We start from the raw sequence: 25990 nt of genomic DNA on the forward strand, positions 1-25990 counted from the left end.
GAGCGCGCATGAAGAACCACCTGGACGTACGGCGCGACGGAGGGACGGCGACGATCGTCATCGACCGGCCGCCCGCCAACGCCGTCGACCCCGCCCTGATCGACGAGTTCCTGGAGGTGCTCCCCGGACTGGCCGGGGACGCCGCCGTCCGGTGCCTCGTCATCCGGGGGACCGGCCGCTTCTTCGTGGCGGGGGCGGACATCGCGGTGATGCGCGACCTCTCGGAGGCCAACCATGTGCGGATGCGCCGCTGGGTCGAGGTGCAGCGCCTGCTCGAACTGGCGCCCAAGCCGGTCGTCGCGGCGATGAACGGGCACGCCCTGGGCGGCGGCGCCGAGCTGTCCCTGGCCTGCGACCTGCGCATCCTGGCGGCCTCGGCGACGATCGGCTTCCCCGAGATGAGTCTCGGCCTGTTCCCGGGAGCGGGCGGCAGCCAGCGGCTGCCCCGGCTGCTCGGCCCGCATCGCGCCAAGCGCCTGATGATCGACGGCGCCCGCCTGTCCGCGGCCGAGGCGCTCGACCTGGGCCTGGTCGACGTGGTCGCGGCCGACGAGGACTTCGACCGCGTGGTGGCCGAGCACGCCGCGAGCCTGGGGGCCCGGCCGACCGCGGCCATCGGCCTGCTCAAGCGGGCCGTGGACGCCGGATCCGGCCTGCCCGTCGAAGAGGCGCTGGAGGTGGAGTGGAAGGCGGTCATGGAGCTGATCGCGACCGCCGACGCCGCCGAGGGGCTTCAGGCGTTCCTGGACGAACGCCCGCCCCGGTTCACCGGCCGGTGAACCGGCCCCTGGTCAGGAGGCGTCGTAACCCGTCACCATCGTGGTGTCCGTGAGGACGTCGCCGACCTTGCGGGCGCCTCCCGGGCTGCCCAGCGGTTCGTCGCGCCCGGCCAGCACCTCGGTGAAGAAGCTGCGGGAGTCGGCGGCGAAGAGCGTGCGCGTCTCGTCGCCACGGGCCGAGCGGTCCACGAAGATCGCCTCGACCGGGCACTCCGGCTCGCACGCTCCGCAGTCGATGCACTCGTCGGGGTTGATGTAGCTCTTGCGGTCGCCGACGTAGATGCAGTCGACGGGACACACGTCCACGCACGCCCGGTCGTTGACGTCGATGCAGGCGGGGCCGATGACATAGCTCATGAGTCGCTCCTGTTGCTCTGAGGGGTGTCGGTGGAGTGCCCGGGGAAGAGGCTCAGCCCGGGGTCCAGCTCGACGGCGGCGTTGTTGACCGCGGTGGCCACCTCGCCGAAGCCCACCGACATCAGCCGGACCTTGCCGTCGTACTCGGTGAGGTCTCCGGCGGCGTACACGCCGGGCAGGCTGGTACGCATGCGCTGGTCCACCAGGACGGACCTGCCGCGCAGCGCCAAGCCCCAGCCGGCCAGCGGCCCGAGGTCGCTGATGAAGCCGAGCGCCGCGATCACGGAGTCCGCGGGCAGCTCCCGGTCGGCCGCGTCGCGCGTCCGCAGGTGGGCCCGCTCGACCCGGTCGCCGCCGGACAGGGCGACCACCTGGCTGTCGACGACGATGCGGACGCCCGCGACGCGGGCCGCGGCGACGCCGGCGGCGTGCGCGCGGAAGGCGGCCCGGCGGTGCACGAGGGTGACCGACCTGGCCAGGGGCGCCAGCGCCAGCGACCAGTCCACCGCGCTGTCCCCGCCGCCCACGACGACGACGTCGCGGCCGGTGTGCTCGGACAGGTCCGGCACGAAGTAGTCCAACCCCCGTCCGAGCCATTCGTCGCCGCCCGGCAGCGGGCGGGGGGTGAACGTGCCGATGCCCGAGGTGAGCAGGACGGCCCCCGCGCGTACGGCGGTGCCGTCGGACAGGGTCACGACCGGCCGCCGCTCCTCGTCGCGGCTCAGCTCGACGGCCTGCCTGCCGAGCAGGTAGACGGGGTCGTAGGCGGCGGCCTGGGTCTTGAGCGCGTCGACCAGTGAGCGGCCGAGTATGCCGGGCAGGCCGGCCACGTCGCGCACTTCCTTTTCCGGGTACAGCGCCGAGATCTGCCCGCCCACCTGGGGCAGCGCGTCCACGACGACGGTACGCAGGCCGCGGAAGCCCGCGCAGTAGGCGCCGTAGAGGCCGGTCGGCCCGGCACCGATGATCGCGATGTCGGTTGATGTCACAGCCACGGAAGCTACAGACGGCGGCGGCGGGAAAGCGCACGTCGCGGACCGCTGACCGGAACGCGGCTCGCTCAGCGGGACACGGTCCGCTGGGCGGGATGCTCCGCTGGGCCGGCCGGTCGCGCCGGTGGTGAACTGCCTGCGTCAGCAGTGCCGACAAAACAGTCGTAAATACGCGACACCCGTACAGACGAGACATGGGAAGCGGAGGCGAGCATGAGCGCAGAGGCCGAGACGCCGGCTGCGACCGGGGGGACCGCCAGGCGCCGGCCGTCACGACGCGGCCGGTTGCCCGGCCGTCAGGACTGGTCGAGCTGGCCGCACTACCAGGCCGCGGCCAGCGGGTTCCGTGGTTACTGGTATCCGGTGGCGTTCTCCTCGCACATCACGGGCAAGCCCAAGGCGATCACCCTGCTCGGCGAGCGCATCATGGTCATCCGTGACGGCGGCAGGGCGTACGCGCTCAAGGACCGGTGCCCGCACCGGGGCGTGCCGCTCAGCTACGGCAACCAGCAGTTCCCCGGCACCATCTCCTGCCCCTACCACGGCTGGACCTTCGACCTGGAGACCGGCGACCTCAAGGCGGTGATCACCGACGGCCCGCGGTCGCCGATCTGCGGGAAGGTGACCCAGCCCACCTACGACGTCGAGGAACGCCTCGGCATGGTGTGGATCTTCGTGGGCGACGGCGAGGACGCGCCGCCCATCGACGACCAGCTTCCCGAGGAGCTGCGCGACAACCCCGCCGTCGTCGGCTCGCGCATCCAGGCCCGCGAGGGGAACTGGCGTTTCGCCTGTGAGAACGGCTACGACGAGGGACACGCGAAATACCTGCACCGCACCGCGCTGTGGCGGCTGTTCAAGGCCATGCCGGTGTGGAACGAGACGCGCATCGTCCGGCGTGGCCGCTGGATCTACCGGGTGCAGGACGCCCAGCACTGGGACGCCGACTTCCCCGGCCTCGGCCCCTGGAGCAACCAGGCCTGGTACAAGCTCAAGCCGCCGAAGCAGATCGCCAACATCGGCAACACGGGCGGCCACCGGAAGGTGAACCCGGCCATCGCGGCCGAGGACTTCCCCGGGTTCGCCTCGGTCAGCATGCCGGGCGTCCTGCGCATCGTCTACCCGACCTTCATCCACTACGAGTTCTACGTGCCCGTCGACGCCGACCACCACCTCTACGTCGGCGTGATGGCCAACTTCGAGAAGGGCGTCAGAACGCTGCCCTTCTACGCCAAATACCTCGGCGCCGTCCGCTGGCTCTTCCACGGCCAGTTCTCCGGCCAGGACAAGTGGATGGTCGAGGTGACCGACGCGCCGCCGGAGCGGCTCTACCGCCCGGACGAGTCGCTCCTGCAGTGGCGCAAGCTCGCCGAGGACGTCACGGAGGAGCGCGTCGAGCGGCTGCGCGCGGCCGGGCTGATCGCGCGGGACGCCGGCTGATGGGCAGGATCGTCCTGGGCGTGGGCGCCTCCCACTCCACGCTCATGAACACGCACTGGGAGCAGGTCGAGCACAAGGATCGCGCCGAACGTCTCCGCGACGCGCTCGGCACGGCCCGCGACGCCCTCGCCGCCGCCCGTCCCGACGTGGCGATCATCGTCGGCTCCAACCACTTCCGCGGCTTCTGGCTGGACCTGATCCCCGCCTTCACCCTCGGCGTGGACGAGGTCGTCTCCTCCGGCGAGGCCGGCACGCCGTCGGGGCCGCAGCTCACCCGCCCCGCCGTCGCGCAGGCCGTCGCCGAGTCGCTGGTGGCGGCGGGCACGGAGGTGGCGATCTCGGCGAGGCTGCAGATCGACCACGGCCAGAGCCACGCGATCCAGTACCTGTTGCGCGGCCTCGACGTGCCGGTGATCCCGCTGGTGGTGAACGTGTTCGCCACGCCGCTGCCCCTCATGCGGCGCTGCGCCGAGCTGGGCGGCAACCTCGCCGCCGCGGTGGCGGAGCTGCCGGGTGAGCTCCGGGTCGCGGTCATCGCCTCGGGCGGCCTGTCCCACCGGCTCCCGTGGCCGAGCCGCTGGCAGGACCCGCACGGAGAGGACGAGGAGTTCCTGGTGGAGGCCTGGCGGGAGGGCCGGGGCGACTGGGAGCGGTACGACGCCCGCAGACGCCGGATCATCACCGCCGCGCGGCCGACGATCTTCCCCGAGTTCGACGAGGAGTTCCTCGCCGCGCTGGAGCGGGGGGAGCTGGCGCGCTACGCGGAGCTGTCCACCGAGCAGATCGAGGAGGCGGCCGGCAACGGCGGGCAGGAGCTGCGTACCTGGCTGACCATGGCCGCCGCGCTCGGCTTCGCGCCCGGACGGGCACTGGCCTACGAGCCGATGCCGGAGTGGCTGACCGGCATGGGCGTCGCCGTCATCGAGCCCCGGCCATGACCGAGGCGGAACGCCGTGACGGAGCCCCGCTCATGACCGAGCTGATGACCGAGGCCATGACCGAGCCCATGACCGAGCCCATGACCGAGCCCATGACCGAGCCCATGACCGAGGCGGAACGCGAGGGCCTGGTACGGCGGGCGCTGGCCGCCATCACCGAGGACCGGCTGCGCGAGGCGGCGGTGGACGTCACCGCGATCGCCAGCCCCACCGGCGGCGAGGCGCCGCTGGCCCGCCGGCTGGCCGATCGGCTGGCCGCGGCGGGCCTGGACGCCCACCTGCAGCGCATCGACGACGGCCAGGCCAGCGCGGTCGCCCGGCTGAGAGGCGACGGCACGGGCCCCGACCTCATGCTGTACGCCCCGATCGACACCCTGACCACCGGCGACCCGGATCTGGACGTGCCGTGGATCGGCCCGGCCCTGCGCCCCGACATGCGGCCCGAGGCCCGCTGCGACGGCCCCTACGTCAGCGGCCTCGGCGCCGGCAACCCCAAGGGCCATGCCGTGTGCGTCCTCGTCGTCGGCGAGGCCCTGGCGGAGCTGCGGCCGACGCTCGCCGGCGACCTGCTGCTGGCCTTCGGCGCGGGCGGCATGCCGGCCAACGCCGTCGACGCCGCCGGCCGCGCGAACACCGGTCACGGCGTCGGCTGCTCGTTCCTGCTCGAACGCGGCTGGCACCCCGACTACGCGGTGATCGCCAAGCCGGGGGACTTCGTCGCGCACGACGAGGTCGGGCTGTGCTGGTTCGAGATCGTCGTCCCCGGCACCCACACCTACGCCGGCAGCCGGCACCGGCTCCCGTACCGGAACCCGATCGTGACCGCCGCCGAGGTGGTGACCAGGCTGGAAGGCTGGCTGGCGGACCACCCCGAACGCCACCGCACCGCGACGGCGGCGCCGCAGGGCATCGTCGGGTCGGTCGCCGGCGGCTGGGAGCGCATGCCCTCGGTGACGCCCGCCGCCTGCCGCATCCGCCTCGACCTGCGCATCGCGCCCGGCACCACCCCGCTCGCGACCAAACGGGAGGTGACGGCGTACGTCCGGCGGCTGTCGGAGGAGCTGGACGTGGCGCTGACGGCCGAGATGGTGCTGGCCATCCCGGGCACGAGCACACCACCGGACAACTGGGTGGTCGGCAGCGCCGTCCGCGCCTGGGAGAGCGTCAACGGGCGCCCGCACGAGCCCGTCGACGGCAACAGCGGCGCCACGGACGCCAACATCCTGCGGGCGCGCGGGATCCCGACCGCCCGCGTCGGCATGCCCAAGGCCGTCTCCGACGACTTCGCCCTCGGCATGAACACCGTCGACGTCCGGGCCATGCGCCGGCTGTGCGAGGTGCTCCTGCGGGTCGCGGTCGACACCACCACGCGCACGCGCGCCGAGACCAACGACTGAGGAGGCGATATGGAACCCCCCACCGGTTCGTACGCCGACGCCGACGGCGTCACCTACCACTATCTCGACCTGGGAACGGGCCGGGACACGATCTTCCTGCACGGAGGCGGCCCCGGCTGCACCGGCTGGAGCGACTTCGGCCCGGTGGCGCCGCTCTTCGCCGCCGACCGCCGCTGCCTGATCGTCGACATCCTGCAGTACGGCAGGTCGGAGAAGTGCGTGATCACCGGCCCGATGTGGGACTTCCACGCGGACAAGATCGTCGCGCTCATGGACACGCTGGGCGTGGACCGGGCCGACTTCGTCTGCAACTCCTGGGGCGGCACCATCGCGCTGTGCCTGGCCGCGCGCCACCCCGGCAGGGTGCGCTCGCTGGTCGTCACCGGCAGCATGCCCGTCTTCCACGGCCCGCTCGCGCCGCTGCCCGAGGGCGGCCGCCGCGGCCGCAACGCCAGGGACGCCTACTACGGCGGCGAGGGGCCCACGCGGGAGAAGATGCGCGACCTCATCACCCGCCTGGAGTGGTACGACGGGGACCGGCTGCCCGAGTCCACCCTGGACCTGCGCTACGAGCAGAGCCTGGACCCGCGGGAGCGCGAGCTCGCCGCCATGTCCGACTCGCCGCGCGGCGAATGGCAGGACCTCACCGCCGAGCTGGCCGGGATCCAGGCGCCGGTGCTGTTCATGTGGGGGATGCACGACGCGTTCCTCACCCCCGACTACCCGCTCATGCTCGCCCGCATGGTGCCGAGAGGGAACCTGCACGTCATGGACCACGTGTCGCACCATCTGCAGGAGGAGCGCCCTGAGGCGTACCACGCCGTGGTGACCGGATTCCTGAACTCGGGGGCGTGAGCGATGTCGAGGACGAGAAAGCTGCTGATCGCCGCCTTCGGAGTCGCGCTGGCGGCGGTCGCCGGCCGTCTGCTCGCGGCCCGGAGCAACACCCAAGTGCACCGCATCAACCAGGACAAGGTGACCCCGCGATGACCATATGGACGGAATTGGGCCCGCTGAGCTTCAGCCTCTCGTACGTGGACGCCGCCGGCGTGCCGACCCGCAGCCTCCGGGCCGGGTCGGGCGAGCCCGTGGTGTTCCTGCACGGCACCAGCGGCCACCTGGAGGCGTTCACCCGCAACCTGGCCGCGCACGCGGCGCACTACGAGTGCCACGCGATCGACATGCTGGGACACGGCTACACCGGCAAGCCCGACCACCCCTATGAGATCCCGCGCTACGTCGACCACCTGCTGGCCTATTTCGACGCGGCCGGCATCGAGCGCGCCCACATCGTGGGCGAGTCGCTGGGCGGCTGGGTCGGCGGGCGCGCCGCGATCGACCACCCCGACCGCGTGGCCAGCCTGCAACTGCTCTGCGCCGGCGGGACCGTCGCCAACCCCGAGGTCATGAACCGCATCCGGACGAGCACCCGCGAGGCCGTGCTCAGCGACGACGTGGAGCTCACCCGCAAGCGGCTGCGCCTGCTCATGGCCGATCCCGCCGACGCGACCGAGGAGCTGGTGGCGGTGCGTCACGCCATCTACCACACCCCCGAGTTCGTGGCGGGCGTCGACAATCTGCTATGCCTGCAGGACATGGAGACCCGCCTGCGCAACATCCTGCGCCCCGCCGACCTGGCCGCGATCTCGCAGCCCACGCTCATCGTGTGGGGCCGCAAGAACCCGTTCGGCGACGTGCCGGAGGCCACCGCCATGCACGAGGCCATCGCCGGCTCGCAACTGGAGCTGCTGGAGGAGTGCGGCCACTGGCCCCAGCACGAGCAGGCCGGCCGCTACAACGCGCTCAGCCTGGCCTTCCTGGCCAAGAACTCGTGACGCGCGCCGCGCGGTTCCACGGCTGGGGTGTGCCGCCGGTCGTGGAGGAGCTGCCCGAACCGGCGCACAAGCCCGGGAACGTGCTGGTCGAGGTACGGGCGGCGGCGCTCGGGCACCTGGACCTCACCGTGGCGAGCGGGTCCTTCGGCATGCGGCCGGAGCTGCCGTACATCGGGGGTGTCGAGGCCGCCGGAGTGGTCCTCGACTCCGACACCCTGGCCCCCGGCACGCAGGTGCTCCTTCGCGGCGGCGGGCTGGGCCTGCTGCGCGACGGCTGCTGGACCGAGCGCGTCAGCGTCTCTCCCAAGGCCGTCACCCCGATGTCGCCGCCGCTGGAGCCGGAGGTGGCCGCGTCGTTCTTCGTCCCGGCCACCACGGCGTACGTCGCCCTGCACGACGTCGCCCGGCTGGAGCCCGGCGAGGAGGTCGTCGTGACCGGCGCGGCGGGCGCGGTCGGCGCCATGGTCGCCCAGCAGGCGCGGCTGGCCGGCGCCACGGTGACCGGCGTCGTCGGCCGGGCCGACCAGCTCGGCCAGGTCCCCGAGGGCGTGCGCGCGGCGCTGCCCGACGACCCGGAGCTGTCCGCGGGCCGCTCGGCGTCCCTGCTGGTCGACACGCTCGGCGGCGGTGACCTGATCGGGCGCACCCGCTGGGTGCGCCCAGGGGGCCGGGCGGTGGTGATCGGCTACGTGCTGGGCTCCGCGGTCACCGTGGACCTGCCGTCCTGGCTGCTCGACGACGTGGCGCTGCTCCCGGTCAACATGGTCCGCCACGAGCGCAGGGCCCGCGAGGTGGCCCCGGCGCTGGTCGGCCGCCTCGCCGCCGGTGAGCTGAGCGTGGCGGTCGAGCGCTTCGACCTGTCCGAGATCGCCAAGGCCCTCGAACTCCTGCGCGACGGCAGGGTACGCGGGCGCGCCGTGGTCACCTTCGGGTAGCCGTCTCGCTCAGCGGAACAGTCTCGTTGAGGGAACCAGACATAGGCGCAATTATCGTCGAATGTCGCTTACTTACCCCCCAGCGTTCTGTCCCCCCGAGTCGAACAGCGTCCTGGGCAAGGTGCGGCTGATCCTCGAGGCGTTCGGCCCCGACGACGAGAGCCTCGGCCTGTCCGAGATCGTCCGCCGCACCGGAGTCGCCAAGGCGTCGGTCCACCGGCTGGCGCAGGAGCTGCTGCAGTGGGGGCTGCTGGAGCGGCGCGGCTCGGAGTACTGGCTCGGCATGCGCCTGTTCGAGATCGGGCAGCGCGTGCCGCGCCAGCGGATCCTGCGCGAGGCGGCGCGGCCCTTCATGGAGGACCTCTACCAGGCCACCGGGGAGACCATCCACCTGGCGGTGCTGGACGGCATCGAGGTGATCTACCTGGAGAAGGTGTCCGGCCACGGCCAGGTCTCCAAGCCGTCGCGCATCGCCGGCCGCATGCCGCTGCACTGCACCGCGACCGGCAAGGCCCTGCTCGCCTTCGGCCCGGCGGCGCTCTTCGGCGACGTCGTCGCCGCCCCGCTGCCCCGCGTGACACCGCGGACGGTGACCGCGCCCAAACTCCTGGCCCAGGAGCTGCAGCAGGCACGCAAGGCCGGCTACGCCGTCGAGCGGGAGCAGACCCGGATCGGTTTCCTCAGCGTGGCCATCCCGCTCACCGGAGTCACCGGGACGGTGGTCGCGGCGCTGTCGGTGACGGCGCCCACCTTCCGGGCCGACGTCACCAAGTATGTGGGCCTGCTGAGCATGGTGAGCAGGCGCATCACCAAGTCAATCCTGGCCGCCGACGGCGGCCGGGCCTAGGAACCCCAGGACGGCCTCGGCGACCTCGCCGGCCTTGTGCTCCATGAGGGGGATGGTCCCGCCGTCGATGACGGCCGACCTCACGCTCGCCGCCCCGGTCAGGTGCTCGCGGAGCGGGGCCATGGCCGGCATCGCGAACGGGTCCGCGGCGGCTCCCAGCAGCAGCACCGGAGCCTTGACCAGGCCGATTCGGTCCTCCATGCGGTAACGGGCGCAGGCCCGGTGCCCCTCCGCCGGGTCGACCCCCGGGGCGAGGGCGTCGTGCACGAAGCGGTCGAGCAGCTCCGTGGCCGGCTCGGGGTAGTAGGGCAGCCGTTTGCGCCACAACGTGAGCAGGTGGTCGCCGCCGGGGTCGCGTACGGCCTCGTCCACCCCGGGCCCGTCCGCGTGGGACTCGCGGTATCGGGGGCCGGTCCACGGCGCCGACGACAGCACCAGCAGGCCGACCCGCTCCGGCGCGGAGGCCGCCAGTTCGATGGCCACCGCGCCGCCGGTGTGGTGTCCCATGACGTCGGCGCGCTCGATGCCCAGGACGTCCAGCAGCGCCAGGGCCCCGGCGGCGAACAGCTCGATCGTGTGGGGCGCCGGGGGCTTGGCGCTGGCCCCGAAACCGAGCATGTCCATGGCGATGGCGCGGCGGTGCGGCGCGAGGAGGGGGAGGAGCTCCCGGAACTCGTCCCAGGACCGGGGCGTCTGGTGCAGGAGCAGGAGGGGGCGGCCCGTGCCCTGCTCGGCGTAGTGGAGCCGGCCGAACGGGGAGGGGGCGTACCCGAAGCTGATGTCCACGAGATCCTCTCTTATGTAGGGCATCTGGCCTGATACCTATACATTTCAGACGTTATGGACTATCCATGTGGATAGTCAGCGATGTGGTAGCGAGGGGAGTCCCGGTGTCCTCACAGGTCTTCGAGGAGGCGTCGGCCGATTCCAGCGACGACGAGGAGTATCCCAACTCGGTTCTCGGCAAGGCGCACCTGCTCTTCGGGGCGTTCGAGTCGGGAGCCGTCCGGCTGCGGCTCACCGAGCTGAGCCGGCGTTCGGGGGTGCCGAAGGCGTCGGCGTACCGGCTGGCGCAGGAGCTGGTGCAATGGGGGCTGCTCGAGCGCAGCGGGGACTCCTACCAGCTCGGCATGCGCATGTTCGAGCTGGGGCAGCGGGTGCCGGTCTCGGCGGTGCTGCGGCGCGTGGCCCGGCCGCTGCTGACCGACCTGTTCGCCGCCACCAGGGCGACCATCCACCTCGCGGTCCTGGACGGCGCCCATGTGCTGTACGTCGAGAAGGTCGCCGGTGAGGCGAACATCCACACGCACTCCCGGGTGGGCGGACGGCTGCCCGCGGCGTGCACGGCCACGGGGAAGGTGCTGCTCGCGACCTGCGCCGACGGGGAGGAACGCCTGCGCGGGCTCGCGGCCACCGGCTGGCCCCGCCTGACGCCGCGCACGGTCGGCACCCTCGACGAGCTGCGGCGTCAGCTCACGGTCATCAGGGACCGCGGCTACGCCGTCGAGAAGGAGGAGATCCTGCTGGGGTTCAGCAGCATCGCCGTGCCCGTCATGGGCGTCGAGGGCGCGGTCATCGCGTCCGTGTCGGTCACCGTGCCGCTGTCGCGCCTGGTGGAGCGCAAGCTGCTGCCCGACCTGCACGCGACCGCCGCGGCCATCTCCCGCGCCGTCGGGCGCCGGGCCGCCGAACCGGGCCGCTGACCTCACCCCGCACCCGCCTCAGGCGCCGGCGACAGGTGCGCGAGCAGCTCCGCCACCCGGCCGGCGATCGCCTCGGCGCGCTGGGGCGAGCCGTACAGGGCGTGCTGCAGGGCCAGGCCGTCGAGGGCCGCGCAGACGAGCGCGGCCCAGTGCCCGCCCGGGTCCTCGATCCGAAGGCCGCTCAGGGTGGCGGCGATCTCCCGCATGCGGTGGTCGTACACGGTGAGGGCCGCGCCCCGGCCGTCGCCGCCGCGGATCGCGTCGAGCACGAGGTCGAACCGGAGCAGCCGGTCCCCGTCCAGGCTCTCGACCAGCCCGCGGGCGACGTCGCCCGCGCACCCGGCGGTGAGCGGGCCGCGGCGGGCCTCGCGCAGGGCCGCCAGCTCCAGCGCCTCGGCCAGCATCGCCTCCCGGGTGCCGAAATGGTGGCGGACGAGGCCGTGCGACACCGAGGCCCGCGCCGCCACCGCGCGGTAGGTGACCATGTGCGGCCCCTCACTGCAGGCGATGTCGATGGCGGCTTCGAGCAGCCGGGCGCGTGCGGACGTGTCCGGCGAGGGCTCCGCCGATCGGGTGCCGTTCACCCGCTCTCCCTTCGTGCGCCTGACACCGGCCGGGCCGGCGTGTGCGTCGTGGGACAGGCCACTATGCGGACGCGCCGGCACCGGCGGCAACGGGCGGGTTCGGTCAGCGGACCGCGTCACCGGCGAGCTGGATCGGCGTTCCGGTGGCGTACGCCTCCAGGAGCGCGGCCGCCGCCCTCTCCACAGTCGTCATGGTCAGAACGCGCCGCGCATCCAGCGGGCCGACACCTGCGCGCTCTCGTACGGGTCCGCGATGTCGGGACGGTCCACCTCCACCATCAGCCAGCCGTCGAACCCGCCGGGCAGGTTACCGAGGATGCCGGTCAGGTCGAGCTCACCCCGGCCCGGCTCGGTCCAGAGCCCGGCGAGCACGGTCCTGCGGTAGTCCCAGCCCTTCTCGCGGCCTTCGGCGGCCACGCTGAGCCTGCAGTCCTTCACGTGCACGAACGGGATCCGCTCGGCGTAGTCCCTGACGAACCGGCCGACGTCGGCGCCCGCCCACGCCAGGTGCCCCGTGTCGGGCAGGAACCCGAGCCGCGCCGGCTCGATGGCGTCGAGCACCGCCCGCCCCTCCTCCTCGCTCTCGATCCACGTGCCGACGTGCGGGTGCAGGCACGGCCTGACGCCCTCGGCGAGCATGGCGTCGGAGATCCGCCCGATGAGCGCCGTCAGCGCCTCGACGCGGGACGGGTCGGCGTCGTGGGCCTGCCCGGGGTTGAGCACGCGCGGCGCCTCCTTGGTCATGCCCAGGCCGAGCCCGATCTCGGTCAGGCCCAGCTCGGCCTGCCGGTGGGCGACCTCGGCGGCCGCGGCCACGACGGTGTCCTCGTTGCCGTCCCTGCCGTCCGACCGGCAGGGAAAGTAGCCGGGCGCGAGCGACAGGCCCACCTCGCCGAGCAGCGCCTGATAGCGCTCCACGCTCCATCCGGCGGGAACCTCGGACATGACCACGTCGAACCCGGCCTCCTTGATCTGCGACAGCAGCTCCTTCGGCTCGGGGGCCTTGGACGGGTCCAGCCAGCCGTCGTCACTGGCCATCCACTGGATCGGGTTGAGCGCGAGCTTCGGCATGGGGAAATCCTTTCGGTAGGTGATCTCAGGACGTGAGGGCCGGCTCACCGGCGAAGTGACACGCCGCCCGCTGGCCGGCGGCCGTGGGCATGAGCCGCGGGTCGACCTCGGCGCAGATCGTGCGCTCCGGGTTCGCCAGCGGGCCGACCGGGCACCGGGTGCGGAAGCGGCAACCGGACGGCGGGTTCGCGGGGCTCGGCAGGTCACCCGTCAGGACGATGCGCTCGCGTGTACGCGCGGACACCGAGGGGACGGGGGACGACGACAGCAGGGCGGCGGTGTAGGGGTGCTGGGGGTCGCCGTAGACGTCGGCCGCGTCGCCGTACTCGACGATCCGGCCCAGGTACATCACGGCGACGGTGTCGCTGAGGTGCCGGACGACCGACAGGTCGTGCGCGATGAACAGGTACCCGAGCCCGAGGTCGTGCTGCAGCCGCTCCAGCAGGTTGATGATCTGCGCCTGGATCGACATGTCCAGGGCGGAGACCGGCTCGTCGAGGATGAGCGCGCGCGGCTGCCGGGCCAGCGCGCGGGCGATGCCGATCCGCTGGCGCTGGCCGCCCGAGAACGCGTGCGGGTAGCGGTCGAGGTGCTCGGCGCGCAGCCCGACCTGCTCCATCAGGGAGCGCGCCGCCTCCTCGCGCTCCCGCCCGCCGACGCCCCGGAACGCGAGCGCCTCGGTCAGCGACTGCCGGATGGTGCGGCGCGGGTTCAGCGACGCGTACGGATCCTGGAACAGGTACTGCACCGAGGCCCGCACCCGCCCCAGCTCCTGCTCGCGCATCGCGCTCACGTCGGCCCCGTCGACCAGGACGGACCCGTCCGAGACCCGGTTGATGCCGACGATGCTGCGCGACAGCGTCGACTTGCCGCAGCCGCTCTCGCCCACGAGCCCGAGCGTGCGGCCGGCGTGCACCGACAGGCTCACCGAGTCGACCGCGTACACCGGGGGATCGCGGCGGAGCAGCCCGCGCCGCCGCGACCCCACGTCGACCCGCAGGTCGCGCACCTCGAGGACGGGTGCGGTGGCGGGGACGTCCGCCCGTTCGGCACGGGCCGGCGGGGCCGCGCCGGTCGCGCGGACCGACACGTCGGTGGTGCCGCGCTGGGCGACGAAGCAGGCCGCCGCGTGACCGGCGGCGCCGATCTGGAGCAGCTCCGGCGGCTCGTGGTCGCAGCCCGGCTCGGTGAAGGCGCACCGGGGGGCGAAGGGGCAGCCGGGAGGCAGCGCGGCGGGGTCCGGGGGAGCCCCCGGGATCGCCGGCAGCGGCTGCCCGATCCGGTCGTCGTCGATGCGCGGCATCGCGGCCAGCAGCGCCGCGGTGTAGGGGTGGCGCGGACGCTCGAAGACCTGTTCGACGGTGCCCTTCTCGACCGTGCGGCCGCCGTACATGACCACGACGTCCGTGCAGAGCTCGGCGACCACGCCCATGTCGTGGGTGATGATCGCGACGGCGATGCCCAGCTCGGTGCGGAGCCTGGCGAGCAGGCGCAGGATCTGGGCCTGGATGGTCACGTCGAGGGCGGTGGTCGGCTCGTCCGCGATCAGCAGCGCGGGGTCGTTGGCCAGGGCGATCGCGATGACCACGCGCTGGCGCATGCCTCCGGAGAACTGGTGCGGGTAGTGGTCGATCTTCGTCCGGACGTCGGGGATGCCGACCTGGTCGAGCAACTCGATCGCGCGCCTGCGCGCCGCCTGCCGGCCGGTGCCGTGCACGGTCATGGCCTCGACGATCTGGTCGCCGACCGTCATGACGGGGTTGAGCGCGGCCTGCGGGTCCTGGAAGACCATCGCCACCTCGCTGCCGCGGCGGCGTCTCATCTCGCGCTCGGGCAGCGCGAGCAGGTCCTCCCCGCCGAGCAGCACGGACCCGCCGACGACCTCGCCCGGTGGGCGCAGCATGCGCATGATGGAGCGCGCCGTCACCGACTTCCCCGAGCCGGACTCGCCGACGATGCCCAGCACGTCGCCCGGATGGATGTCGAAGCTGACGTCGTTGACGGCCTTGACGCCGCCGTTCCGCAGCCGGAACTCGGTACGCAGGCCCTCGACGCGCAGCAGCGGCGCGCCCTTGCCCGTCGTCGGTTCCGGCGACTCGGTGGCCGTGGTCATAGGTGGTTCACCGTCTTGTCGGGCGTGTCCGGCATTGATGGAGGTCACCGGCGGTTCACCGCCTCGTTGAGCGCGTCCGACACCAGGCTGAAGCCGATCGCGACCAGCAGCAGGAGCAGGGCGGGGCCGATGATGTAGGTCGGCGACTGGGTGACGAACCGCAGGCCGTTGTTGAGCAGCACGCCCAGCGAGGGCGTCGGCGGCTGCACGCCGAGCCCGACGATGCTCAGCCCCGCCTCGATGTAGACGCCGACGACCATCCAGACGGCGGCGTTGACGACGGCCGCGTCCATCGCGTTGGGCAGGACGTGGCGGACGAGCAGGTGTCCTCGTGAGACACCGAGCACGCGGGCGGCCAGGACGTACTCGCGGTTCTGCTGGGCCAGCCAGGCGCCGCGGGCCAGGCGACCGGCGGTGGGCAGGCCGCTGATCAGGATCGTGAGGAAGAGGGCGTTCCAGCCCGGCTCGAGGATCGTGACCAGGCAGATCCCCAGCACCAGGCCGGGAAAGCCGATGATCACGTCGAGCAGCCGCTGCACCCCGTCGCCCAGCCGTTCGGAGATCGCGCCGCTCAGGCCGAGCAGGGTCCCGATGGCCATGCTGAGGGGGACCGCGGTGAGGATGAGGCTGAGGTCGATGCGCAGGCCGTAGACGCTGCGGACGAAGATGTCCCGGCCGAACTCGTCCACGCCGAAGATGTGCGCGCCCGAGATCCCGGTCAGCGCCTCGCGGCCCTGCTGGTCGTAGCCGCCGGGAAACAGCACGGGAGCGAGCAGGGCGGCCGCCGTCATGATGACGAGGATCGCCGACCCGATCACGCCCTTCGGCGTGCGGAACGCCGACAGGTAGCGCGCCAGGGTCGGATTCAGCCGCCGGCGCGCCCCGACGGCGGCCAGTGGAACGTCTGCCATGCCTACTCTCCCAACTTGATCCGTGGGTCAAGTGCCGCCAGCACGACCTCGGTGAGGATCTGGCAGATCACCGCCACGAAGACGACGCCGAGGATGAGCACCTGCAACACGGTGAAGTCACGCGTCTGCACACTGGACACGGCGAGCTGGCCGAGCCCGTTGCGGTTGAAGATGGCCTCGATGATGACCGCGCCGGCGAGCAGGTTCCCGATCTGGAGCCCGACGGCGACGACCGCGGTGCCGATGCTGTTCCTCAGCACGTGCCGGACGGTGATCCGGGCCGGCGACGCGCCCTTGCTCAGGGCGAGGTCCACGTAGTCCTCGTTCCTGGCGGTGAGCATCTCGGCCTGGAGCAGCCGGGCGACGACCCCCGCCGGGGGCAGCGCCAGCGCGATCGCCGGCAGGATGAGGAACTGGAAGCCGATCACCGGATCCTCCAGGAAGCCGACCTCGCCGCTGACCGGCAGCCAGCGGTTCAGCACCCCGAACGCGAGGATCAGCGCCAGCGCGGTGAGGAAGGACGGCACGGCGATGAAGAAGCTGTTGACCAGGTCGAGCACGGCCCGCACCCACCGGCGCCCGGTCGAGCTGACCAGGATGCCCATGACCGTCCCGAACACGATGACCAGCAGCGTCGCGAGCACGGCGAGCTCGACGGTGCTCATCAGCCGGTCGCCGATGAGGCTCGCGACGCTGCGGCGCAGCAGGTACGACTGGCCGAGGTCGCCCTGGAGCAGACCGGTGATCCAGTCCCAGTACTGGAGCACCAGCGGCCGGTCCAGACCGAGCTGTTCCCGGATCGCGGCGATGTTGGCCTCGGTCGGGTCCGTGCCGGCCAGGGTGACGGCGACGTCCCCCGGCGCCAGGCGAGGCAGGGCGAAGGCCACGACCGAGCTGGCGACGAGCACGAACACCAGCGAGGGGACCTTGCGTATCAGGAACCGGACCATCGTTCTTGCCTACCGTTCGCTCACTTGGACAGCCCGGCCTGGCCGAGATCGAGGAAGCCCATCTGGGTCGAGGTGATGCCGCTCACGGCCTCCGCGCGGACCGTCAGGGTGGGCCGCGTGACCAGCGGGAGCACGAACGCCTGGTCGGCGAAGTACGCGCTGTGCGCCTTCAGCGCCTTCTCCTGGTCGGCCGCGGTGCTGGCGCGGGTGACCGCGGTGACGAGCTCGCTGTACTCGGGGCTCTTGAAGTGCGAGAGGTTGTCCTCCGCCAGCAGCTCCGGCCGGCTCACCACGGCGCTCGCCGGTGACAGGCCGTTGCTGTTCTGCATCAGGAACGCGGGCGCGCCCATGTCCCTCTTGGCGATCCGCGCGTCGTAGTCGGCCGCGGTCAGGACCACCGGCTTGGCGTCCAGCCCGATGGCCGCCAGGTTGTTCTTGACGATCTGGAAGACGCCGGTGGCCTCGGGCGTGTTCAGCGTGACCATGTCGAACGAGGTGTTCTTCACGCCCGCCTCGGCCAGCAGTTGCTTGGCCTTGTCCGCCTGGAAGGTGTACTGCTTGGCCTGCGCGGCGTCGTACCCGATCGTGGAGGTGCGCCACGGGAGGTTGGTCGCGTCTGCCTGGCCGCCCTCGACCTGCTGTTTGATGCGCTCGCGGTCGATCGCGTAGTGGACCGCCTGGCGCACGGCCTTGTTGTCGAACGGCGGCTTGGTCACGTCGAACCCGAGCGCGATCGCCGCCCCGCCCGACGTCACGAGCTCGAAGCCGGGCTGCTGGCTCAGGGTCCTGGCGTCCAGCGCCGCCATGCCGACGCCGTAGTGGACGCGGCCGCTGCGGATGGCGGCGACCATGGCCGTCGGGTCCTTGATGAGGGTGATCTCGATGGTGTCGACGTGGGTGTTCTGCGCGTCGCGGTGGCCGGCGTACTTGGCGAGCTGCAGTTTGCCGCCCGGTGTCCACGACTTCCAGGTGAAGCGTCCCGTGCCGTCCACCTTCGTGCCCGCCGCGTAGTCGGCGTAGGTGTCCTTGTTCTGGATCGGCATCGTCTCGAAGAGGTCGAAGATGTTCGGCAGCGGACGCTTGAAGGTGAGCGACAGCTCGTGGTCGCCCTTGGCCGCCATGTCGGTGATCTGCGCGGCGATCGACTGGTTCGCCGCGCCCGTCTTCGGGTCCTGGACCTGCTTGATGACGAAGATGACGTCGTCGGCGGTCATCTTGCGGCCGCTGTGGAACGTCACGTCGTCCCGGAGTTGGAGGTCCATGCTCCTGCCGTCGGGAGCCAGCGTCCACGACCTGGCCAGCACGCCCTCCGGCCGGCCGGTCTTGCCGTCGATGAGGGTGAGCGTCTCGAAGATCGCGTACTCGGAGGCGATGTTGCCGATCGAGGTCTTGAGGAACGAGCCCGGGTCGGCGTCACTGGTCTGCGCGACGACGAGGGTGCCCCCGTCCTTCACCGGGCCCGCGCTCTGGGCACTTCCCGCGACGCCCTGGGTGGCGGCACTGCATGCGGCGGAGGCGAGCATCGCCGCGCCGGTGGCGCCCGCGGCGACCCTGCGGCGCCAGGCTGACTTGGTGACTGACATGGACACTCCTCGAAGGCGATGAGCATGGGGGGTGATGAGCATGGGAATAGTGAGGCTTTTTTCGTGATAAATCCGGATTTATGCCCTTATGATGATCAATCGAGGTCATCGGTGTCATTCGGGGGTGATCCCACACCCTAGAACTGAAGGGTTCCGCCAGCCCTCACGCCGGTTCGCTGACCGGAACAGCGCCGGGACCCCGCCTCCGGTTCGCTGACCGGTACGCCGAGGCCCGCTCTTTACCGGGCGATGGGTAGCGTCCGGAGCCATGTCTCTCGCCTATGGGTTCGCCGCGTACGGCGGACCGGAGCTCCAGCGATTCCTCGACCTCCCCGTGCCCGACCCGCGGCCGGGCGAAGTGCTCGTCGAGGTGCGCGCGGCCGGCGTCAACCCGGTGGACTGGAAGGTCCGCGCGGGCATGCAGCGCGCCTTCCTCCCCCTGACCCTGCCCGCCGTCCTGGGGCGTGAGGTCGCGGGCACGGTGCTGCGTACCGGCCCCGGAGTCACGGGCCTCGCCGCCGGGGACCGGGTGTTCGGCAGCACCGTCGGTGGGAGCGGCGGGTACGCCGAACGCGCGCTGCTGCCGGTGGAGCGGGCGGCGTCCATGCCCGAGGGGCTGTCGTTCACCGACGCGGCGGCGCTGCCGATCGCGGCGGCGACCGCCCACGACGCGCTCGCCGCGCTGGCCCTCACCGCCGGGGAGACCCTGCTGATCCTGGGCGCCGGCGGGGGAGTGGGCACGGCCGCGGTCCAGCTCGCGCTCGTCGGCGGGGCCCGCGTCGTGGGCCTCTCGAGCGCGGCCAAACAGGCGCCGGTCGAGGCGCTGGGCGCCGCGGCGGTGGCCTACGACCGCGACGACGCCCCTTCCCGCCTGCGGGAGCTGCTGCCCGACGGGGCCCGCGCGGTGCTCGACCTGGTCGGCGGGGACGCGCTGCACGGGCTCACCGGCCTGCTGACCGCGCGGACACGGGTGATCAGCGTGGCCGCCGAGGAGACGAGGGCCCGGTACGGCGCGCTCCCGCTGTCGCGCACCGGCGACACGGCGACGCTCTCCCGCCTGGCCGGGCTGGTGGCCGGCGGGAGGCTCGACCCCTGCGTACGCCGGGTGTTCCCGTTCGCCGCGGCGGGGGAGGCGCTCGCGCTCGTCGAGGACGGCCACGCCACCGGCAAGGTCGTGATCGACGTCACCGCCCGTGCCGAGGGACCGGACGTGTGATCACCAGTCGGCGCACAGCCGTTCGGCGGCACGGTACGCCAGCGCCATGATCGTCAGCACCGGGTTGACCGCGCCGTTGGTGACGTGCACCGACGCGTCCATGACGTACAGGTTGTCGTGGCCGTGCACGCGGCCCCATCGATCGACGACCGAGGTGCGCTCGTCGTCGCCCATCCGGCACGTGCCCGACTGGTGCTGCCCGGCGTGCAGGGCCAAGGGGGTCTCGGCCGTCCAGGCCCGGCGCGCGCCCGAGGCCAGCAGCCATTCGCGGGCACGGTCCGTCAGGTGGGCGGACGTGCGCAGGGTCTCGGGGTGGGTCGTGCCGGACAGCCGCGCGACGGGGATGCCCCAGCGGTCGCGTACGTCGCGGTCGAGCCGCGTCCTGGCGTGCGGGCTGGGGATCTCCTGGACCGGCCCACCCACCCGCATGACGCGACGGTAGTTCTCGCGCATGTACCGCTTGTTCTCCGCGCCCCAGCGGGGCAGGCCCGGCGGCAGATTACGGGCCCAGAAGGCGATCGGCAGCACCGTGAACTCGTCGGCCAGCATCGCCCCGCCCACCACGCCGTCGTTGTGGTGGGCGAAGTCGAGCGTGGCGATCGAGACGCCGGGGCCCAGCCCGTCGTGCACGGGCTCGTCCATCTCGCCCAGCGCCCACACGTAGGCGTGACCCTGGAGGTGCCGGCCCACCTGGTCGTGGTTGTTGCCCAGCCCGTCCGGCTCGCGCCGGGTCGGCGAGTTCTGCAGCAGGCGCGCGGTCTCGATCGCCCCGGCCGCGCAGATCACGACGTCGGTCTCGACGGTGTGGCGCGCCCCTGACCGGTCCACCCAGCGGACGCCGGTGACGCGGCCGTCCGGGTCGCACTCGACGCGCTCGGCGACCGCCTCGGGCAGCAGCCGGGCGCGGCCGGTGGCGAGCGCGCGGCGCAGGACGGTGTTGTGCGAGCCGTTCTTCGCCTCCGCCGGGCAGGCGAACCCGACGCAGTGCAGGCACCGGGTGCAGGCGGCCCTCCCGTCGTACGGGACCGAGTTGATCAGCAACGGCACCGGCACCACGTCCCAGCCGAGGGCGTCCGCGCCCCGCCGCAGCGCTCTGGCCTGCCGGCCCTCGGGCAGCGGCGGCATCGGGTACGGCTTGGCGCGCCTCCAGTGACGGCCGGCGGCCGTGTGGTCGCCGCACACGCCGATCTCCCACTCGGCACGCTCGTAGAAGGGCTCGAGGTCGTCGTAGCCGATGGGCCAGTCGGCCAGGCTGCTGGCCGCGGGGACGCCGTACGTGCTCGCCATGGCGAAGTCGGCCGGCAGGAACCGCCACGCCTGCGCCCCGTAGAGCCGCGTGCCCCCGCCCACCAGGGTGGCGTTGCCGTGGAAGCCGGGCTCGTGCGGGCGTACCAGGCGCTCATGTCCCGTCGGCTCGACGACGACCCGGGGGCCGTCCTCGTAGTCGGGCCCGGAGCGGTGCGCGTAACGGGAGATCCGGTGGTTGCGCAGATGATCGCGCCCGATCTGCGCGAAATCGAGGTCGCGCCCACGCTCCAGAACGAGCACCTGCCTGCCCGCCCGCGCCAGCACCCAGGCGGCCACCCCGCCGCCGGCCCCCGACCCGATCACCACGGCGTCCACCCGCGCCCCGGCGTCCGGCCCCATCAGTCGCGCACCTCGAACCCGATCATCCGCCAGGAGACGGCGTCGCGATTGCCCCCGTTGCCCGGATCGGCGTAGAAGCCCTCCATGACGTGCCCCACCAGCGTGCTCACGAACACCGCCGCGTCGAACGGCCAGGTCGTGCGGGTGCCACCGGCCTCGAGAGCACGCAGCAGCTCCTCCCGCCGCGCGGGCTCCAGCAGGTCGAAGCTCGTGCCGTGGACCTGGCCCGCCTCGGCGTCGACGGCGTCCAGGCCGGCCGCGTAGTAGGCGCGCATCCCGGCCAGATCCCGGCCGAACTGCCCTCCGAGATAGTCGAGGACCCCGGCCGCCGTGCCGCTCGGGTATTCGTCGGCGGGGACGACCGTGTCGACCAGCGCGCTCAGCGTCGCGGCCTGCCGGGGGGTCACTCCGCGAAGCGCGGGGCCGGGCGTTCGCATGTGCTCTCCAGGTGGACGACCTGCCCGGGCCCGTCGATCGCGGTGAGCGCCTCCAGCACGTGGAAGGCGAACGCGGAGTTGGCGCGGTGCGGGCCGCCCTCGATCGCGTCGGCCAGATCGCGTACGCCGAGCCCGCGGCGGGTCTGCTCCTTGGTGCCGACCGCGCCGAACAGCTCGACGACCGGCGGCAGCACGGACCAGTCCGCGTCGCCGTGCCGTCGTACGCGGACGTCGCCGTCGAAGTGGTTGGGGTTGGGCAGCGTGAGAGTCCCCTCTGTGCCGTAGACCTCGACGGCGGGCAGGTCGCTGTCCCAGACGTCGAAGCTCATGATGGTCGTGCCGATGACGCCCGAGTCGAAGGCGAGGACGGCCGAGGCGTGGGTCGGCACCTCGACCTCGATGCGGTCCACGGCGCGGCCGGGCGCGGTCACCGTACGGACGGGAGCGCCGACGCGGCCGGCGCCCGCCACGGATCTGATCGGGCCGAGCATGTTCACCAGTATGGCGAGATAGTACGGCCCCATGTCCAGGACGGGCCCGCCGCCCGGCTGGAAGAGGAAGCGCGGGTCCGGATGCCACGTCTCGGCCTTGCTGTGCCGGATGAACGCCGACGCGCCGATGGGCTCGCCGATCAGCCCGTCGTCGAGCGCCTTGCGCGCGGTCTGGCTCGCGCTGCCGAGGAAGGTGTCGGGGGCGGAGCCGAGCACGCGCCCGCCGGCCTCGGCCGCCGCCAGCACCTTCCGCGCCTCGGCGACCGTCGCGGCCAGGGGCTTCTCGACGTAGACGTGCTTGCCGGACTCGAGCGCCCGGATGGCGGTGCTCGCGTGATGCGCCGGCGGGGTCAGGTTCACCACGATGTCGATCGAGTCGTCGCCGTAGAGCTCCTCCCCGTCGCCCCACATGGGGATGCCGTGCTCCTCGGCGGCGCGCCTGGCCCGGTCCGCATCGATGTCGCCGACCCGGACGATCTCGAGCTCCGGATAGCGGGCCAGGCCGGTCACGTACCGGCCGAAGATGTTGCCGCTGCCGAGGATGCCGATGCGATGGTGCACGTCTCTTCGCGTCCTTCCGAGAGTGGTCGCCAGGGGGCGACCGGATACGACTTGCCAGTGAATGGCCGCCGCGCCCGCCTCTCAAGCCCGGCAGTCCGATCAGCGGACCGCCGTCCTGACTGCGGACTTGACTTTGGGCCTTGCGAAGGGCTCCGCCGCGTGCCACCATCCTCCTAACTTTTAGGAAACTTTCTTAAGAGATTTCGCGAAAGGACGTGATCGGGTGCGACGACGCCTGACCCTGCTCGCCGCCTTACTCCTGGCGGCGGCCACTTTCTCGTTCGGCCTCCCGACGTCTCCGGCCATCGCGGCCGACTGCCAGGCGGCATGGAACGCCTCCACCGCCTACCAGGGCGGCGCCGTGGTGTCTCACAACGGGCATAACTGGTCGGCGAAGTGGTGGACGCAGAACGAGACTCCCGGCAACGCCGCCGTCTGGGCCGACCAGGGAAGCTGCGGCGGGACGTCCGGCCCGGCCTGCAACCACCCGAACTGGGTGGCCGGGCAGTGGTACCCGGTGGGCAGCATCGTGAGGTACACCGACGGCAACTACTACATCGCCGTCAACGAGAACCCCGGCTACGACCCGGTGATCAGCCACTGGTACTGGGACCCGTACGCCTGCGGCCCCACGGACCCGCCGCCCACCGGGGGCTTCGTGGTGAGCGAGGCGCAGTTCAACCAGATGTTCCCGAGCCGGAACTCCTTCTACAGCTACAGCGGCCTGACGGCGGCCATGACCGCCTTCCCCGCGTTCGCGAAGACCGGCAGCGACACGATCAAGAAGCAGGAGGCCGCGGCCTTCCTCGCGAACGTCAACCATGAGACCGGCGGCCTGGTCCACATCGTCGAGCAGAACACGGCGAACTACCCGCACTACTGCGACGCCGGCCAGCCGTACGGCTGCCCCGCGGGCCAGGCGGCCTACTACGGCCGCGGTCCCATCCAGTTGAGCTGGAACTTCAACTACAAGGCGGCGGGCGACGCCCTCGGGATCAACCTCCTGAACGATCCCTGGCAGGTCGAGCGGAACTCGTCCGTGTCGTGGAAGACCGCGCTGTGGTACTGGATGACGCAGAGCGGTCCGGGCAGCATGACCGGGCACAACGCGATGGTCAACAGCCGTGGTTTCGGCGAGTCGATCCGCAGCATCAACGGCAGCCTGGAATGCGATGGCAGGAACCCCGCGCAGGTGCAGAGCCGGGTGACCGCCTACCAGCGGTTCGCCCAGATCCTCGGCGTCAGCCCTGGCGGCAACCTGTACTGCTGACCGGTCAGGTGACCGGCGGGCGCACCCCGCCCGCCGGTCGCCCTTACGCCGATGTGCGCTACGGCTTGCGCGCGACCCCGCCGTACGCGTCGATGAAGGGCTCCTGGCCGCCCTCGTCCGAGCCCCACCGCGAGATCGGCGCCAGTCCCGGCTCCACCAGCTCCAGCCCCGCGAAGAAGCCGCCCAGTTCCTCGAGCGAGCGCAGGTAGTACGGGATCGCACCGCTCTGGGCCAGTTTCTCGCTGCCCTCGGCCACCGCCTCGCCGGTGGCGGTGCCGTCCCACAGCACCATGTGGCTTCCGGCGGGCACCTCGTCCATGACCCGGCCGATGATCGAGCGCACGACCTCGAGGTCTTCCACGTAGCCGAGCACGCCCATGAACATCACCGCGATCGGCTGACCGAAGTCGAGCACCTTGGCCGCCTCGGCGATGATCCGCTCCGGCTCGTGGTAGTCGCCGTCCACGTACGCGGTGACGCCCTCGTCGGTGGTGTTTCTGAGCAGCGCCCGGGCGTGCACGAGTACCAGCGGGTCGTTGTCGACGTAGACGATGCGCGCCGCCGGGTTGATCGACTGGGCGACCTCGTGCGTGTTCTGCATGGTCGGCAGGCCGGTGCCGATGTCGAGGAACTGGGATATCCCGGCCTGCCCGGCGAGGTGGCGCACGGCGCGGGTGAGGAACACGCGCGACTGCACGGCCATGGTGACGATCTCCGGATAGACCTGGGCCACGGCGTCTCCGGCGGCCCGATCGGCCTCGAAATTGTCCTTGCCGCCCATCCAGTAGTTCCAGATGCGGGCGGCGTGCGGAATCTCCGGCTTGATCTTCGCGGCGAGATCGGCACGATCGTTGCTCATGGCAGGAGCTTCCTGTACGAAAAGGTGCGGCGTTACCAGAACGGAAAAATCATACTTCTCCGCCATATGCCCGGATGACACCCTCGATGGGGGACCCGTGGCTCAGCTCTGATGCTGCTCCGGCAGCCGACTCTCGGGGTGCGCCCACACCAGCACGTTCGGCACGCCCTCCTTCTCGAAGAAGGCGAGCACCTCCTGGTCGGAGTAGCGCAGGCTGAAATGGGTCAGGACGAAGAGGGTGTCCGGGTGCGCCTCGACGAACGGCCTCAGCCGGCTCCACACCGTGTGCCCGACGCGCTGGGCCCGATCGAGCTCGGCGTCGTCGAGGTAGGTGCACTCCGTGATGATCACCGGGTAGCCGGACAGCTCGGGATCGCGTTCGAGGGCGCTCGCGTGCGTGTCGCCCAGGTAGGCGAACAACGGCCGGCGTACCTGCCGGTCGACCGTGTTGCCCCGCCTGCGCTCGCCGGCGATGAGCCGCCCGAACTCGGCGCCGTCGAGCGTCGCCTTGAGCCGCTCGAACTCCGGGGTGAGGGCACGCCGCCACTCCGCGACGCCGTAGCCGGCGCTGGGCACCTTGTGCTCGGTCTCGAGGACGCGTACGACGTGGGAGCCGTTCCTGCCGAGCGGGAACTCCTCGCCCGGCCGTACGCCGTGCAGCCGGGCGGACGCCGCGAGCGCGGGGTCGTAGGCGGCCACCTGGTTCAGCTCGGTCGTGGCGCGCAGGTAGGCGCGCACGTACGGCAGCGCCTCGTCCGGCACGTAGATGTCGACCCCGGTCGATCGGGTGGCCAGGAAGTCCAGGTCCTTGGAGTGGTCGAGGTGGGTGTGCGTCAGCAGCACCGTGTCGACCTGGCGGCCCTCGACCAGCCCGGCGTCGAGCGCCAGCTTCAGCTCGGGGACGTGGAAGAACGTCTTGTCGTTGGCCCGCGAATAGCCGGTCAGGGTCCATCGGCCGCCCGGCGGCTGCCACGTCTTCCACTGCCGGAACGGATGCCGGCGCTCCAGCCGCTCGGGGTGCGCGATCATGGCGAGGAGGATATCCGGCGCGATCGATCCCGCCCCAGTCGATTT

26 protein-coding genes are annotated in these 25990 nt (G+C 72.1%); 12 read left to right on the forward strand and 14 right to left on the reverse strand.

What is annotated here, in order from left to right:
* The first annotated feature begins 8 nt into the window (after nucleotides 1-8).
* Nucleotides 9-779: an enoyl-CoA hydratase-related protein gene (locus tag AB0I15_RS32920; RefSeq protein ID WP_358103855.1), complete on the forward strand. Its 771-nt coding sequence runs from the start codon at nucleotides 9-11 to the stop codon at nucleotides 777-779.
* A 12-nt stretch (nucleotides 780-791) separates the two neighbouring features.
* Here AB0I15_RS32920 and fdxA read toward each other — a convergent pair whose 3' ends face one another.
* A complete protein-coding gene (fdxA, locus tag AB0I15_RS32925) occupies nucleotides 792-1136 on the reverse strand; it encodes a ferredoxin (RefSeq protein ID WP_358103858.1) in 345 nt (114 codons plus the stop codon).
* Nucleotides 1133-2125, reverse strand: coding sequence for an NAD(P)/FAD-dependent oxidoreductase (locus tag AB0I15_RS32930; protein WP_358103861.1), 993 nt, complete (start codon nucleotides 2123-2125; stop codon nucleotides 1133-1135). The genes fdxA and AB0I15_RS32930 overlap by 4 nt, the downstream gene beginning before the upstream one ends.
* Nucleotides 2126-2341: 216 nt before the next feature.
* Between AB0I15_RS32930 and AB0I15_RS32935 the strand changes: the two genes are divergently transcribed.
* The 8 genes from AB0I15_RS32935 (at nucleotide 2342) to AB0I15_RS32970 (ending at nucleotide 9520) form a co-directional block, all read left to right on the forward strand.
* The gene (locus AB0I15_RS32935) at nucleotides 2342-3568 is read left to right on the forward strand and encodes a Rieske 2Fe-2S domain-containing protein (RefSeq protein WP_358103864.1); all 1227 of its coding nucleotides are present in this window, start codon (nucleotides 2342-2344) and stop codon (nucleotides 3566-3568) included.
* Complete coding sequence (locus AB0I15_RS32940; protein ID WP_358103867.1) at nucleotides 3568-4506, forward strand: hypothetical protein; 939 nt, start codon at nucleotides 3568-3570, stop codon at nucleotides 4504-4506. Before AB0I15_RS32935 ends, AB0I15_RS32940 begins: the two co-directional genes overlap by 1 nt.
* A 32-nt stretch (nucleotides 4507-4538) precedes the next feature.
* Nucleotides 4539-5903: a hypothetical protein gene (locus AB0I15_RS32945; RefSeq protein ID WP_358103870.1), complete on the forward strand. Its 1365-nt coding sequence runs from the start codon at nucleotides 4539-4541 to the stop codon at nucleotides 5901-5903.
* Between the two features lie 9 nt (nucleotides 5904-5912).
* On the forward strand, nucleotides 5913-6758 hold the full coding sequence (locus AB0I15_RS32950; protein ID WP_358103873.1) for an alpha/beta hydrolase: 846 nt from the start codon (nucleotides 5913-5915) through the stop codon (nucleotides 6756-6758).
* Between the two features lie 3 nt (nucleotides 6759-6761).
* On the forward strand, nucleotides 6762-6893 hold the full coding sequence (locus tag AB0I15_RS32955; protein ID WP_358103876.1) for a hypothetical protein: 132 nt from the start codon (nucleotides 6762-6764) through the stop codon (nucleotides 6891-6893).
* Nucleotides 6890-7738: an alpha/beta fold hydrolase gene (locus AB0I15_RS32960; protein ID WP_358103879.1), complete on the forward strand. Its 849-nt coding sequence runs from the start codon at nucleotides 6890-6892 to the stop codon at nucleotides 7736-7738. The genes AB0I15_RS32955 and AB0I15_RS32960 overlap by 4 nt, the downstream gene beginning before the upstream one ends.
* Complete coding sequence (locus AB0I15_RS32965) at nucleotides 7735-8673, forward strand: zinc-binding dehydrogenase (protein ID WP_358103882.1); 939 nt, start codon at nucleotides 7735-7737, stop codon at nucleotides 8671-8673. The genes AB0I15_RS32960 and AB0I15_RS32965 overlap by 4 nt, the downstream gene beginning before the upstream one ends.
* A 61-nt stretch (nucleotides 8674-8734) precedes the next feature.
* Nucleotides 8735-9520 (forward strand): IclR family transcriptional regulator, encoded by a 786-nt coding sequence (locus tag AB0I15_RS32970; protein ID WP_358103885.1) that lies wholly within the window; start codon nucleotides 8735-8737, stop codon nucleotides 9518-9520.
* On the opposite strand, the gene AB0I15_RS32975 is transcribed toward AB0I15_RS32970, so the two are convergent.
* Complete coding sequence (locus AB0I15_RS32975; RefSeq protein ID WP_358103888.1) at nucleotides 9488-10306, reverse strand: alpha/beta fold hydrolase; 819 nt, start codon at nucleotides 10304-10306, stop codon at nucleotides 9488-9490. The two genes, AB0I15_RS32970 and AB0I15_RS32975, sit on opposite strands and share 33 nt — an antisense overlap.
* Nucleotides 10307-10410: 104 nt before the next feature.
* Here AB0I15_RS32975 and AB0I15_RS32980 point away from each other — a divergent pair, with 104 nt between their 5' ends.
* Nucleotides 10411-11223: an IclR family transcriptional regulator gene (locus AB0I15_RS32980; protein ID WP_358103891.1), complete on the forward strand. Its 813-nt coding sequence runs from the start codon at nucleotides 10411-10413 to the stop codon at nucleotides 11221-11223.
* 2 nt (nucleotides 11224-11225) lie between these two features.
* On the opposite strand, the gene AB0I15_RS32985 is transcribed toward AB0I15_RS32980, so the two are convergent.
* From AB0I15_RS32985 to AB0I15_RS33010, 6 genes are all read right to left on the reverse strand, one after another.
* Entirely contained in the window at nucleotides 11226-11807 is a 582-nt protein-coding gene (locus AB0I15_RS32985) for a TetR family transcriptional regulator (RefSeq protein ID WP_358103894.1), read from the reverse strand.
* A 195-nt stretch (nucleotides 11808-12002) separates the two neighbouring features.
* Nucleotides 12003-12878: a sugar phosphate isomerase/epimerase gene (locus tag AB0I15_RS32990; RefSeq protein ID WP_358103897.1), complete on the reverse strand. Its 876-nt coding sequence runs from the start codon at nucleotides 12876-12878 to the stop codon at nucleotides 12003-12005.
* A gap of 25 nt (nucleotides 12879-12903) precedes the next feature.
* Nucleotides 12904-14991 carry an ABC transporter ATP-binding protein gene (locus AB0I15_RS32995; protein WP_358103900.1) on the reverse strand — a complete coding sequence of 696 codons (2088 nt, stop codon included), beginning with the start codon at nucleotides 14989-14991 and terminating at the stop codon, nucleotides 12904-12906.
* A gap of 44 nt (nucleotides 14992-15035) precedes the next feature.
* Nucleotides 15036-15902: an ABC transporter permease gene (locus AB0I15_RS33000; protein WP_358103903.1), complete on the reverse strand. Its 867-nt coding sequence runs from the start codon at nucleotides 15900-15902 to the stop codon at nucleotides 15036-15038.
* Nucleotides 15903-15904: 2 nt separating this feature from the next.
* Nucleotides 15905-16852, reverse strand: coding sequence for an ABC transporter permease (locus AB0I15_RS33005; protein WP_358103906.1), 948 nt, complete (start codon nucleotides 16850-16852; stop codon nucleotides 15905-15907).
* A gap of 20 nt (nucleotides 16853-16872) precedes the next feature.
* Nucleotides 16873-18435 (reverse strand): ABC transporter substrate-binding protein, encoded by a 1563-nt coding sequence (locus tag AB0I15_RS33010; RefSeq protein ID WP_358103909.1) that lies wholly within the window; start codon nucleotides 18433-18435, stop codon nucleotides 16873-16875.
* Nucleotides 18436-18703: 268 nt separating this feature from the next.
* Between AB0I15_RS33010 and AB0I15_RS33015 the strand changes: the two genes are divergently transcribed.
* Nucleotides 18704-19651, forward strand: coding sequence for an NADP-dependent oxidoreductase (locus tag AB0I15_RS33015; protein WP_358103912.1), 948 nt, complete (start codon nucleotides 18704-18706; stop codon nucleotides 19649-19651).
* Here the strand turns inward: AB0I15_RS33015 and AB0I15_RS33020 are convergent, their stop codons facing one another.
* From AB0I15_RS33020 to AB0I15_RS33030, 3 genes are read right to left on the reverse strand one after another with little or no spacing between them, the layout of a single operon-like run.
* Nucleotides 19652-21298, reverse strand: coding sequence for a GMC family oxidoreductase (locus AB0I15_RS33020; RefSeq protein ID WP_358103915.1), 1647 nt, complete (start codon nucleotides 21296-21298; stop codon nucleotides 19652-19654).
* Nucleotides 21298-21705, reverse strand: a complete 408-nt coding sequence (locus tag AB0I15_RS33025) for a gluconate 2-dehydrogenase subunit 3 family protein (protein ID WP_358103916.1) — start codon at nucleotides 21703-21705, stop codon at nucleotides 21298-21300. Before AB0I15_RS33025 ends, AB0I15_RS33020 begins: the two co-directional genes overlap by 1 nt.
* Complete coding sequence (locus tag AB0I15_RS33030; protein ID WP_358103919.1) at nucleotides 21702-22787, reverse strand: Gfo/Idh/MocA family oxidoreductase; 1086 nt, start codon at nucleotides 22785-22787, stop codon at nucleotides 21702-21704. The genes AB0I15_RS33025 and AB0I15_RS33030 overlap by 4 nt, the downstream gene beginning before the upstream one ends.
* Before the next feature lie 223 nt (nucleotides 22788-23010).
* On the opposite strand from AB0I15_RS33030, the gene AB0I15_RS33035 reads away from it, so the two are divergent.
* Nucleotides 23011-24057, forward strand: a complete 1047-nt coding sequence (locus AB0I15_RS33035) for a glycoside hydrolase family 19 protein (protein ID WP_358103921.1) — start codon at nucleotides 23011-23013, stop codon at nucleotides 24055-24057.
* 58 nt (nucleotides 24058-24115) lie between these two features.
* Here the strand turns inward: AB0I15_RS33035 and AB0I15_RS33040 are convergent, their stop codons facing one another.
* Nucleotides 24116-24916, reverse strand: coding sequence for an SAM-dependent methyltransferase (locus AB0I15_RS33040; protein ID WP_358103924.1), 801 nt, complete (start codon nucleotides 24914-24916; stop codon nucleotides 24116-24118).
* 102 nt (nucleotides 24917-25018) lie between these two features.
* Nucleotides 25019-25945: an MBL fold metallo-hydrolase gene (locus AB0I15_RS33045; protein WP_358103926.1), complete on the reverse strand. Its 927-nt coding sequence runs from the start codon at nucleotides 25943-25945 to the stop codon at nucleotides 25019-25021.
* Between the last annotated feature and the right edge of the window lie 45 nt (nucleotides 25946-25990).

Source organism: Nonomuraea sp. NPDC050643 (assembly GCF_040654715.1).
Taxonomy (GTDB): Bacteria; Actinomycetota; Actinomycetes; order Streptosporangiales; family Streptosporangiaceae; genus Nonomuraea.